The organism is Pectobacterium sp. HCp5_1 (assembly GCF_032905925.1).
Classification (GTDB): domain Bacteria; phylum Pseudomonadota; class Gammaproteobacteria; order Enterobacterales; family Enterobacteriaceae; genus Pectobacterium; species Pectobacterium brasiliense_A.
This window is the reverse complement of the sequence record NZ_JAUMIO010000001.1, coordinates 226525-239066: the sequence shown is the minus strand read 5'-3', so window position 1 is coordinate 239066 and position 12542 is coordinate 226525. Positions and strand designations below refer to the sequence as shown.

10 protein-coding genes are annotated in these 12542 nt (G+C 49.5%); 8 read left to right on the top strand and 2 right to left on the bottom strand.

Annotation, left to right across the window (positions count from 1 at the left end):
* Positions 1-156: 156 nt before the first annotated feature.
* The 4 genes from lolA (at position 157) to Q3A88_RS01080 (ending at position 4994) form a co-directional block, all read left to right on the top strand.
* Entirely contained in the window at positions 157-768 is a 612-nt protein-coding gene (gene lolA, locus Q3A88_RS01095; protein WP_010277204.1) for an outer membrane lipoprotein chaperone LolA, read from the top strand.
* Positions 769-775: 7 nt separating this feature from the next.
* Complete coding sequence (locus Q3A88_RS01090; protein WP_110163070.1) at positions 776-2119, top strand: replication-associated recombination protein A; 1344 nt, start codon at positions 776-778, stop codon at positions 2117-2119.
* A gap of 103 nt (positions 2120-2222) precedes the next feature.
* Positions 2223-3518, top strand: coding sequence for a serine--tRNA ligase (gene serS / locus Q3A88_RS01085; protein WP_317177253.1), 1296 nt, complete (start codon positions 2223-2225; stop codon positions 3516-3518).
* Between the two features lie 321 nt (positions 3519-3839).
* On the top strand, positions 3840-4994 hold the full coding sequence (locus Q3A88_RS01080; RefSeq protein ID WP_039286987.1) for an MFS transporter: 1155 nt from the start codon (positions 3840-3842) through the stop codon (positions 4992-4994).
* On the opposite strand, the gene Q3A88_RS01075 is transcribed toward Q3A88_RS01080, so the two are convergent.
* Positions 4980-5921 carry a LysR family transcriptional regulator gene (locus tag Q3A88_RS01075; protein ID WP_317177252.1) on the bottom strand — a complete coding sequence of 314 codons (942 nt, stop codon included), beginning with the start codon at positions 5919-5921 and terminating at the stop codon, positions 4980-4982. The genes Q3A88_RS01080 and Q3A88_RS01075 overlap by 15 nt on opposite strands.
* A gap of 275 nt (positions 5922-6196) precedes the next feature.
* Between Q3A88_RS01075 and Q3A88_RS01070 the strand changes: the two genes are divergently transcribed.
* From Q3A88_RS01070 to Q3A88_RS01055, 4 genes are all read left to right on the top strand, one after another.
* On the top strand, positions 6197-7501 hold the full coding sequence (locus Q3A88_RS01070; protein WP_317177251.1) for a cytosine permease: 1305 nt from the start codon (positions 6197-6199) through the stop codon (positions 7499-7501).
* Between the two features lie 37 nt (positions 7502-7538).
* Complete coding sequence (locus Q3A88_RS01065; RefSeq protein WP_317177250.1) at positions 7539-8648, top strand: DUF917 domain-containing protein; 1110 nt, start codon at positions 7539-7541, stop codon at positions 8646-8648.
* A gap of 10 nt (positions 8649-8658) precedes the next feature.
* The gene (locus Q3A88_RS01060; RefSeq protein ID WP_317177249.1) at positions 8659-10227 is read left to right on the top strand and encodes a hydantoinase/oxoprolinase family protein; all 1569 of its coding nucleotides are present in this window, start codon (positions 8659-8661) and stop codon (positions 10225-10227) included.
* Between the two features lie 96 nt (positions 10228-10323).
* A protein-coding gene (locus Q3A88_RS01055; protein ID WP_317177248.1) for an IS3 family transposase occupies positions 10324-11471 on the top strand; the annotation gives its coding sequence in 2 pieces (ribosomal slippage) (positions 10324-10561 and positions 10561-11471; 1149 coding nt in all).
* 77 nt (positions 11472-11548) lie between these two features.
* Here Q3A88_RS01055 and pflA read toward each other — a convergent pair.
* Positions 11549-12289 (bottom strand): pyruvate formate lyase 1-activating protein, encoded by a 741-nt coding sequence (gene pflA / locus Q3A88_RS01050; protein ID WP_010277183.1) that lies wholly within the window; start codon positions 12287-12289, stop codon positions 11549-11551.
* Positions 12290-12542 lie beyond the last annotated feature (253 nt).

The window sequence follows — 12542 nt, the reverse complement described above, 5'->3', positions numbered from 1 at the left end:
ACCTATCACCGTCCGAGTGGGTTCAGATAACATAGATCTATAGATAATACAGCTCGACGAATAATACCGATCTGTAAAGAACATAGGCGCTATACAACGCGTCTGACCTCGATAGATGAAGGTTCGTTATATTAAGAAATTCAAAGGATTATGCGTATGAAAAAGTGGTTAGCTATCAGTTGCCTGATTGCAGGTGTTACCTCAACCGCTGTCTATGCGGACGCGGCAAAAGATTTGCAGGGTCGCCTCAATAAAGTAAACAGTTTCCACGCCAATTTTAGCCAGAAAGTCACCAGTGCTGACGGCGCAGCGGTACAGGAAGGGGAAGGCGAACTGTGGTTGAAACGCCCGAACTTATTTAACTGGAAAACCACCTCACCTGACGAAAGTACGTTGATTTCTGACGGTAAAACGCTTTGGTTCTATAATCCGTTTGTTGAGCAAGTCACGGCAACCTGGCTGAAAGATGCGACAGGGAATACGCCGTTCATTCTGATTACGCGTAACGATGCCAGCGACTGGAATAAATACGATGTGCGCCAGAAAGGCGATGATTTTGAGCTTACGCCGAAGTCAGCGAGCGGCAATCTGAAACAGTTTGCGATTAATGTGACGACAAGCGGCACAATCAAACAGTTTACCGCGACGGAACAAGACGGGCAGCGGAGCACTTATGTGCTGAAAAACCAGCAAAACGGCGCTGTTGATGCCGCGCAATTCACGTTCACACCGCCGAAAGGCGTCACGCTGGATGACCAGCGTCAGTGAGGCCAGAGTGAGCAACCTGTCCCTTGATTTTTCCCATAATGAATTCCAACCGCTGGCCGCGCGTATGCGGCCTGCAACGTTGGCACAGTATATCGGCCAACAGCACCTGTTAGGGGCCGGTAAGCCTCTGCCACGAGCCATTGAGGCAGGGCAACTGCACTCAATGATTCTCTGGGGGCCGCCAGGAACGGGAAAAACCACGCTGGCAGAACTGATTGGGCATTACGGGCAGGCTGATGTTGAGCGTATTTCTGCCGTGACGTCCGGCATCAAAGAAATTCGTGAAGCGATTGAGCGTGCCCGACAAAATCGTAATGCGGGACGCCGCACTATTTTGTTTGTCGATGAAGTCCATCGTTTCAACAAAAGTCAGCAGGATGCGTTTCTGCCACATATCGAAGATGGAACGATCACCTTCATTGGTGCAACAACCGAAAACCCCTCTTTCGAACTCAATTCCGCGTTGTTATCTCGCGCCCGCGTCTATTTGCTAAAAGCGCTGACGGCAGAAGATATCGAGCAGGTCTTGCAGCAGGCAATGAGCGACAGCGAGCGAGGATATGGCAGACAGAATATTGTTCTGCCTGCCGAAACCGCGCGGATGCTGGCCGAATTGGTCAACGGCGATGCCAGACGTGCGCTGAATAGTCTGGAAATGATGGCCGACATGGCGGAAATCGACGGGCAGGGCATGCGTGTTCTGACGCCAGCACTCCTCAACGAAATCGCTGGTGAGCGTAGTGCCCGCTTTGATAACAAAGGCGACCGCTATTACGACCTGATTTCGGCGTTGCATAAATCGGTAAGAGGTTCCTCGCCGGACGCGGCGCTTTATTGGTACGCCAGAATCATTACCGCCGGCGGCGACCCGCTGTATGTTGCCCGACGGCTGTTGGCGATTGCATCGGAGGATGTTGGCAACGCCGACCCGCGTGCGATGCAGGTGGCTATCTCCGCCTGGGATTGCTTCACTCGTGTCGGCCCTGCAGAAGGGGAGCGCGCCATTGCTCAGGCGATTGTTTATCTGGCCTGTGCCCCTAAAAGTAACGCCGTGTATAGCGCATTTAAAGCCGCAATGCAGGATGCGCGCGAGAAGCCAGACTATGATGTTCCCGAGCATTTGCGCAATGCGCCTACCCGATTGATGAAGGAAATGGGGCTCGGCGCAGAGTATCGGTACGCACACAATGAACCTAATGCCTATGCCGCTGGCGAGAGCTATTTTCCGCCGGAAATGGCCGATACGCACTATTACGTGCCGACCTCACGCGGCCTTGAGGGCAAAATTGGTGAAAAGCTCGCCTGGCTTGCCACTCAGGATCAAAATAGCCCGACAAAACGCTACCGTTGAACTAAGCGTTGCGGTAAGGTTATTGCGGTATTTTCTGAAACCGGCCGCGTAGCGCGCCGTGTACGACACCATTTCATTTGATAATCATAAGCACAGGATTAGCATGCTCGATCCCAATTTACTGCGCAATGAGCTAGACGCAGTCGCCGAAAAGTTACTGGCTCGCAGAGGCTTTAAGCTTGATGTTGAGACCCTGCGTAAGCAGGAAGAACGTCGTAAAGTATTGCAGGTAGAAACTGAAAACCTGCAGGCAGAGCGTAACTCCCGATCGAAAGAGATTGGTGCAGCGAAAGCACGCGGTGAAGATATCGAGCCTTTGCGTCGTGAAGTTAACACATTAGGCGAAAAACTGGATGCCGCGAAAGCCGAGCTGGATCAGTTGCAGAATGAAATTCGCGATCTGGCGTTAACGATCCCGAACCTGCCGGACGACTCTGTGCCGCTAGGAAAGGACGACACGCAGAACCAGGAAGTGGCTCGCTGGGGTGAACCACGTAAGTACGATTTCCCCGTACGCGATCATGTTGAACTCGGAGAGATGGCTGCCGGGCTGGATTTTGCCGCTGCGGTGAAATTAACCGGTGCGCGTTTTGTCGTGATGAAAGGACAGATTGCCCGTCTGCACCGTGCGCTTGCCCAGTTCATGCTGGATTTGCATACACAGCAGCATGGCTATCAGGAAGCGTATGTTCCTTATTTGGTCAACCATGCTACGTTGTACGGTACGGGACAGTTGCCTAAGTTTGGTGAAGACCTGTTCCATACCACTCCGCTGAGCGAAGAAGCGGAAAGTAGCAGCTATGCGCTGATTCCGACGGCTGAAGTCCCGCTGACCAACCTGGTGCGTGACGAGATTCTTGATGAAGAATCTTTACCGTTGAAAATGACTGCACACACGCCGTGCTTCCGTTCAGAAGCGGGCTCGTATGGTCGTGATACGCGTGGGTTGATTCGTATGCACCAGTTTGACAAGGTTGAACTGGTACAAATCGTCCGCCCTGAAGATTCCATGCAGGCGCTGGAAGAATTGACGACTCACGCTGAAACCGTGCTGCAATTGCTGAAATTACCGTATCGTAAGGTCTTGCTGTGTACGGGTGATATGGGCTTTGGTTCCACCAAAACTTACGATCTGGAAGTCTGGCTGCCGGCGCAGGATACGTACCGCGAAATCTCCTCTTGCTCAAACATGTGGGATTTCCAGGCGCGCCGTATGCAGGCTCGCTGCCGTAGCAAGTCCGACAAGAAGACTCGACTGGTTCATACGTTGAACGGTTCTGGTCTGGCAGTCGGTCGTACACTGGTTGCTGTTCTGGAAAACTACCAGCAGGCTGATGGCCGTATTGAAGTTCCAGAAGTGTTGCGTCCGTATATGGGCGGACTGGAATTTATTGGTTAATCGCCGATGACCTGAAAAAAAGCGCCCGTTTAAAGGCGCTTTTTTTACGCCTCCTGTTCGGTAATATTTTTTCATCGTAAAAATAGCCTCTCTATCTTAAACAACCCGTTCGACTTAAATTTTAAGTTAAAAATGATTTGAAATCAGCAGAATAGCTGCACCCTGCTTTTAAACGTGACTGCCTTCTTATGGACGTTGATTAATTCTTTCAATCCATAATTTGGGAAAGGACTTTTAGCACTTTTTGCCCGGATTGACTTTTATATACGCAGTGGCATGATGCGCTCACTCTTCTCCGGTTGTTTGGTTATCCACTTCGCTATGTCTGCTTATTCCCGCCCAGTGCTGTTATTGCTCTGCGGACTTTTGCTGCTGACGGTTTGTATTGCGGTATTAAATACCCTGGTACCACTGTGGCTGAGTTATCAATCTCTTCCTGTCTGGCAGGTTGGCCTTGTTGGGTCATCCTACTTCGGCGGCAATCTAGTTGGTACGCTATTAGCCGGTAAGTTAATCAAACTTTATGGATTTAACCGTAGCTATTATTTCGCGGCTTTATTATTTGGTATCGCGATCGTTGGTCTCGGTATTTCTGGGGATATCGGCAGTTGGTTATTCTGGCGCTTCCTTGCCGGTATCGGCTGTGCATTAATCTGGGTCGTGGTTGAAAGCGCTTTACTATGTAGCGGAACACCGACGCAGAGAGGGCAACTGCTTGCTGCCTATATGATTGCTTATTATCTCGGTAGCGTAGTGGGACAGCTCCTGCTTGGTATATTGCCGAGCGCGTTGCTGAACGTGCTGCCGTGGATGGTCGCGTTAGTTATTTTGGCGGTATTACCGCTGCTGTTTACTCGTCTCCCTACGCCGCCAGAGCAGCAAGAAAAGCATGTCAACATGTGGAAAATGCTGACGTACCGCAGTGCTCGTTTAGGCGTACACGGCTGTATTATTTCCGGCGCAATTTTAGGATCGCTATATGGTCTGATGCCGCTGTATCTCTCCCATCAGGGAATGAATGATGCACAGGTTGGATACTGGATGGCGCTGCTGATTAGCTCCGGGATTATCGGGCAATGGCCTGTTGGACGCATGGCCGATCGTTATGGCCGATTGCTGGTTCTGCGGGTATTAGTTTTTGTGGTGATTATTGGCTGTATTGCTATGTTAAGCATTAGCCACTATGCCATGGCACCATCGCTGTTCCTGCTGGGATGTGCAGGGTTTACGCTGTATCCCGTTGCCATGTCTTGGGCATGCGAAAAAGTGCGCCCTGACGAACTGGTCGCGATGAATCAGGCGTTGCTCCTCAGCTATACGCTTGGCAGTCTTTGCGGACCAAGCGTTGCTGCGGTATTGATGCAGAGCTACTCTGATCGATTGCTGTTTGTGCTGATCGCGGTCGTTGCCATGATTTACCTGATGATGTTGCTCAGAAAGGCCGATCACCACCCAACGCCATTAGCTGCTGCTTGAGCTAACGGCATCGAGGCTGGCCAGCGAACTTTGTCCAGCTTCTACCATGTTATTCCACAGCGCTTCGGCCACTGGGCTAAGGCGCTGTTTCGCGTTTCGCACCAGATAAAATATACTGGTTAGCATGAGTTTTTCCGGTGAAATTGCCGTGAGTTGCCCATTCTCAACCCATTTGGCGGCATAGTGATCGGGAAGAAAACCAATATGTGTGCCAGCCAATAAGAGCAGTAAGCTGCCCTCTACGTTCCAGGCGGTATTTTGCAAGCCTTTCTTTGCTACCGGGCCTAGCTGTTTACTAATCTCGTGTAATGCATGGCCGCCAATGAGCAATCTGTTCGGGTTAAGCGTTCCATCACGCCATTCTTTTTCTATTCTTGCCGCATTTTCCGATGTGGAATAAAAATAGCTTTTTTCAACAAAAACAGGCTGAAAATAGATGTCTGGTGGGACATCGTCCGGTAAGACGCTCAGAACAATGTCGATATGTCCATTTTTCAAACGTTCCATCAGCGGAGTGTAATCACCGATTTCCAGCTCAACGGCAACGTCAGGGCTTTGGACATACAGTTTCCCAATCGCGTTGGAGATAACTTTAGCAGGGTGAGTGACCGTGTTATCCAAACAGCCAATACGAGCTTCACCAATGAGCTGATGCTTGATCCTTGCTAATCGATTTGCAAAGTCATCCAGTGTGGCAATAACCGATTTGGCTTCTTGATAGACCACTTCGCCTTCCGTTGTGAGAGCAAATCCTCCGCGTCCTCGCTCACACAAGACTAGCCCGAGCGTATCCTCCAGACGAGACAGGTAGTGACTCAACACGGGCTGGCTTAAGCCTGTTGCGGCTTGTGCGTTAGTAATTCCTTGTTTTTCAACAATTTTACAAAAAAGTTTTAACCAGCGAATCTCCAGTTTATCTAAACGCATAGCATGTCCTTCGCATACATTACATATCTGAATGTTAACATCAAAATATATCTGTATTAATCGATATGAAACCCATTTATCTTGTTGTCACGCCACATCACTGATGTGGTCGCCACAAAAAATCGTGGTTTTATGCGTCACATCAGGGTCTCTCATAAAGCATAATGGTGTTGTTAGCTTGCTGACGGCACCATTGTTCTATACGCCGCCAGGCAACCTCTATAAAATATCACAATGATACAATAATTATTTGTTGCTTATTTAATGGAGGAGTTATGTCTCAAGGGAATGCTGTACCTGAAAAAGAACAACAGGGGCGGCAAATTTATGATTACGAATACGAACGTGTTCCTGCTGAAGCTAGAAAAAGCTGGTATGTTATCGCTTTAATATGGCTGGCAATGGGAATTGACATTTCAGGCCTATTTCTTGGTGCTTTTTTAAGTGGCGGGTTACCTTTTTCTCAGGCAGTTAGTGCCACGCTTATCGGCTCTGCCTTTTTAGGTGTGCTGGCAGCATTATGTGCTAATGTAGGCTATGGATGCGGATTATCAACAACCCTACTCAGTATCTCCGTTTTTGGGCGTCTTGGTGGAAAGATAATCGGCATTTTCTCTGCTGTATCATTGATTGGCTGGTTTGCTTTTCAACTCGATTTTTTTGGCGTAATGCTGCAAAAAGCATTGCTACATTATGAATTAGAACCCGGACGCTTCCCTATTTTGGTTTTCGGTATGGTGCTGATGACCTCTACCGCTATTTGGGGTGTCAGGGCATTGGGAAAACTGAGTATATTCAGCGTGCCATTAATGCTGATATTGATAATTACAGGTTTAGTTTTAGCCGCAAGTAATCATCCCGAAATACCGATTCCGATAATTAAAACGCCAATTAGCATGGGAAGTGCTATCTCTTACGTTGTTTCTATATGGATAGTCTCTGCCGTGATGTCACCGGATATTGCCCGCTATGCCAAAACACGCAAAGACGCGCTTCTCGGCGCTGGTTTAGGATTCTTTTTAGGCAATAGCTCAACGATAGTAGTTGCACTCATTCTGACTCATCTGGTGGGTACAGAGGATTTGGTAGAAGTGTTCTTCAGTATTGGTTTGGGCATGTCTGCTATTATCGTGCTTATTTTTGCTCAGTGGACCACAAACAGTACCAACCTGGTCTCTGCATCGCTGGGGCTGTCCGTTGTTATTCGAGCACTCTCACGGCCAATATTGGTTGTGTTAATGGCTATTGCTGGGTTGCTGCTAGCTTACAACGGTATGATTAATAATTTTACTCAATTCTTATCACTGCTCGGTGTACTGATTTCTCCTATCGCAGGTGTCTATCTCGTCGAATATTATTTTATTAAGTCCTCTCGTTTGCAGAAAAATGTATCAGAAGCATCATTCTTAAATATGGCGGCGGCTATATCTTGGTCACTCGGTAGTACTGTGAGCCTGTTGACCTCCCCCGACTTTTTCGATTTATTTACGATAAGCTCGATCTCTGCCCTGGATGGCGTAATTGTCAGTATGGCGATGTATATCGGTATACATAAAATTTTTCCTCAATTGGCAGATTGATCGTGTTACACAGATAACACGAGATCTTGGGTAGGGTATGTCTCGTTATATTAATGCGCAAACAATTGATGATATAGCACTAGGGGCCGCTGTTCTCGGTACAGGAGGCGGCGGCGATCCGTATGTAGGTTCTTTAATGGCAAAACACGCATTAAAAAATGCGGATAAGGTACCTATATTCGGTTTAGATGAAATTAAAGATGACGATATATTTGTTCCTTGCAGCATGATCGGTGCAACGACGGTTGTTGTAGAAAAGATCATGTCAGCGAGCCAATTCGTGCGGGCATTTGACGCGATGGAAAAGGCGCTTGAGCGACCTATTACGGCGACCTTTCCCATCGAAGTCGGCGGTATCAATTCGCTAATGCCGTTTGTCGTTGCGGCTGCAAAAGGTTTACCTGTTATCGACTGTGATGCGATGGGGAGAGCTTTCCCCGAAGCGCAGATGGTGACCTTTTTTCTCGATGGTTTACCCTCTGCACCAAATACGTTAGCCGATGAAAAGGGAAACACCGTTACCTTAAATCCTATTGACGGTATGTGGTCTGAACGTTTAGCCAGAATGATCTCGGAACAAATGGGAGCCGCCTGCGCGATGTGTGATTACCCCTTACTTGGTAGCCAACTTAAGCGTAGCGCCATCAAAGGTACGCTGACGTTGGCGCAGGATATAGGAAGAATGCTGCGCCAGGCTCACCAGTCAGGCAGTCATCCGGTACAGTCCCTACTGACGGTCTTGAATGGTCATATCGTTGCCTCTGGCAAAATTGTTGATGTAGCACGGCGCACAACAGGCGGTTTTGCTCGGGGCAAAGTCGTGCTGGATGGCATGGGGAGCGACAAAGGCGAATCGTTTACGGTGCTTTTTCAGAATGAGCTCCTGTTGGCTTATCGTTCTTCACAGACGGCAGAACCTACGCAGGATAATCTGCTGGCCGTTGTGCCTGATTTAATCTCCATAGTAGATAGTGAAACCGGACGTCCGATCATCACCGAGCATTTACGTTATGGGCAGCGAGTTGATGTGATTGCCTATCCGTGCAATGACAAGTGGCGAACGCCAAAAGGGATTGACGTTGCGGGGCCGGAGTATTTCGGTTATCCGGTGCAGTATGTACCGATAGAACTGCTTGCGAATCGCTGAGGCTTTCCCGATGTTACATAAAAATGATTACCGACTCGGGATTGATGTCGGCGGCACCAACACGGATGCGGCAATTTTAGATGCGAACCTGCGCTGCGTCGCGACGGCCAAATTTCCTACCAGCCTGGATATCTACAGCGGCATCGAACGGGTGATTGCGGAGGTATTGGTGCAGTCTGGTATCGCACCACAGCATATTCGCTATGCGATGTTGGGCACAACCCAATGTACCAATGCGATTGTTGAGCGGAAAGGGCTGGACCGCGTCGGGTTACTGCGCCTGAGCCTGCCAAGTAGCGATAGCGTCCCACCGCTGTGTGGCTGGGATGACGAGTGGCAAAGGGCGTTAGGCGAGCATTTCTATCAGATTCATGGCGGCTATGAGTTTGATGGCCGAGAGATTCATTCCGTACTGCCGGATGAAGTACTCGCGGTTTGTGACAAGATGCGCGGGCATGTCGATAGCGTGGCTATCTGTGGCGTATTTTCTCCCGTAAATAATGAGCAGGAACTGCAGGTTGCGCAGTGGGTTAATGCGGCATTACCGGATGTCTCCCTGTCGTTATCCCACCGGATAGGCAGCACAGGATTATTGGAAAGGGAAAACGCGACCATCCTGAATGCATCGTTGCAAAGTACCGCGAACCGCTTTGTTAACGGCTTTACGCAAGCGCTAGTTCGGCACGGTATCAACGCTACGCCGTTCTTCGGGCAAAACGATGGCACATTGATGTCCGAGAGCATGGTGAAGCAATATCCTATTTTGACGATGGCCTGTGGACCAACGAACTCGATTCGTGGGGCATGCCATCTTTCTGGGCTGGATAATGCGCTGATTATCGATGTCGGTGGCACGACGACCGATATTGGCGTCCTGGTGAATGGCTTCCCGCGTGAATCGGCAATCGCCGTTGAAGTCGGCGATGTGCGGACGAATTTCAGAATGCCAGACATTATTTCTATCGGCATTGGCGGTGGAACCTGCGTGCGGCAGTCTCAGGATGGACAACTTACCCTTGGGCCGGACAGTGTCGGCTATCGCCTGCTTGAACAGGGCGTCAGCTTTGGCGGTGAGACGCTAACGCTCAGCGATATCATGCTGCAACTTCATCGTGAACGATGGATGACGGCTCTTCCTCATCCGCTGCCCGAACTGGATAATGCATTTTGCCAGCAGGCTTATCGCCAGATGATTGAGAAAGTGGAAAGTGCTATCGATCGGATTAAATCGTCAAGCGCGGCTATTCCCGCAGTGCTGGTAGGCGGCGGCAGTATTTTGCTGCCTGACGTTTTATCCGGTGTCAGCCAGGTCGTGCGTCCGCAGAACTTTGATGCGGCCAATGCGGTGGGTGTGGCGTTAGGGGCGGTGGGCGCACAGATCGAACGTGTGGTTAAAATGCCGGATAACGATCGTGAAACGATAAAAAGCGAATTGCAGCAGCAAACCATTGTGCTTGCCGAAGAGATGGGTGCTAGGGCAGGCAGCGTTGAAATCATCGATTATCAGGAAATCCCGTTGGCGTATCTGCCGGGAAATGCGGTACAGGTGAAAATCAAGGCAGCAGGGACTTTGGCTTAGCGCAGCGTATTAACACTGCTGTGATATCTTTTTGAATCGCTACGGGTTTGTTAGACATCTCAGAGTCATTTAAAATGGCTTAAAAAAGAGGTGCCCATGAGCGGTAAGCGTTATCCCGATGAGTTTAAAATTGAAGCGGTCAAACAGGTTGTTGATCGTGGCCATTCCGTTTCAAGCGTGGCAACACGCCTCGATATCACCACACACAGTCTTTATGCGTGGATAAAGAAGTACGGCCCAGATTCTTCGGTAAACCAAGACCAGTCTGATGCTCAGGTTGAGATCCGACGGCTCCAGAAAGAACTAAAACGGGTTACTGATGAACGAGATATATTAAAAAAAGCCGCGGCGTACTTCGCAAAGCTGTCCGACTGAGGTACGTCTTTATTCGTGACAACAGTCGTGACTTTCCGGTTCGTTTACTCTGCCGTGTTCTGGATGTTCATCCGAGTGGTTTTTATGCTTGGCTTCAGCAACCACATTCACGGCGATACCACACAGACCAGAAGCTGACCGGGCTGATTAAGCAGTTTTGGCTTGAATCTGGATGTGTATATGGCTATCGCAAGATCCACCTAGATCTGCGCGATACGGGTGAGCGGTGTGGTGCAAACCGGGTCTGGCGTTTGATGCACAGCGCTGGAATAAAAGCTCAGGTCGGTTACCGCAGTCCAAGATCGTACAAAGGCGAAGCAAGCATTGTGACGCCTAACAGACTCCAGCGGCAATTTAATCCGATGGCACCGGATGAACGCTGGGTGACAGATATTACGTATATCAGGACGCATGAAGGCTGGTTGTATCTTGCGGTGATCGTCGATCTGTTCTCCCGCAAAATCATTGGCTGGTCGATGCAATCCCGAATGACGAAAGATATCGTTCTGAATGCGTTGTTGATGGCACTGTGGCGACGTAGTCCACGAAAACAGGTACTGGTACATTCTGACCAAGGCAGTCAGTATACAAGCCATGAGTGGCAGTCATTCCTGAAGTCACATGGTCTGGAAGGCAGCATGAGCCGACGCGGCAACTGCCACGACAATGCAGTTGCAGAAAGTTTTTTCCAGCTTTTAAAGCGTGAGCGGATAAAGAAAAAGATCTATGGAACGCGGGAAGAAGCCCGCAGCGATATTTTTGATTACATCGAAATGTTTTATAACAGTAGGCGTCGGCATGGTTCAAGCGATCAGATGTCGCCGAATGAATATGAACAGCAGTATCATCAACGGCTCGGAAGTGTCTAGATTACCCGTAGCGATTCAACCCGCTAAAATACGAATAGCGCGCCGTGAGCGCGCTATTTTTCAGAAAACGTCAGAGGTTAGTACATGACCTTGTGACCGTAGCTTTCAAGAATCGATTTAACGCGATCCATCGTATCGGCCTTCGGCGGCTTAACGCCGTCTAATTTGTACTCTTCACCCATCGCGATCCACTTATGTTTCCCAAGCTCATGGTAGGGGAGAAGCTCAATTTTCTCGATGTTCGTCATATCTTTGGTGAATTCGCCCAGCTTGTGTGCGGACGCATCATCGTCAGACCAGCCGGGAACGACCACATAACGTATCCAGGTACGCTGGTTGCGCTTTGCCAGATAGCGAGCGAAATCCAGAGTACGGTGATTAGATACGCCAACTAAATTCTGGTGTATGTCGTCATTCATTTGCTTCAGGTCGAGCATCACTAAATCGCTGACGTCCAATAGCTCGTCAATGACGGGGTCGTAACGACGTACGAACCCATTCGTATCCAGACAGGTGTTGATACCTTCTGCCTTGCAGGCACGGAACCAGTCGCGCACAAATTCGGCCTGGAGAATAGCCTCGCCGCCGGATGCTGTTACGCCGCCGCCGGATGCATTCATAAAGTGGCGGTAGGTCACGACTTCTTTCATGAGTTCTTCAACCGTCACTTCTTTACCGCCGTGCGTATCCCAGGTATCACGGTTATGGCAATACAGGCAGCGCATCAGGCAGCCCTGAAAGAAGATGATGAAACGGATGCCTGGGCCATCGACGGTGCCACAGGATTCAAAGGAGTGGATGCGACCGATAAGTGACATTGCGAGGTTTTCTCCAAATTTGACCGAACAATAGCGGTCTTTATGAGCGCAGTCATAAGAAAGCAAGTATCGATCTGACAAGAATTCCTGACAGAAGAACACCGTGTGACAGATGCTGCGTCGAATCTGTTTTGCGAGCCATCCACATGATGAGGGCAACATAGCGGGCTGGCAAAACAGGCTAACAACCTGAACGACAAGCGAGGGTGAGAAAAAGGCCCCACTGACGTGGAGCCTTTATTTTACGCCTTTT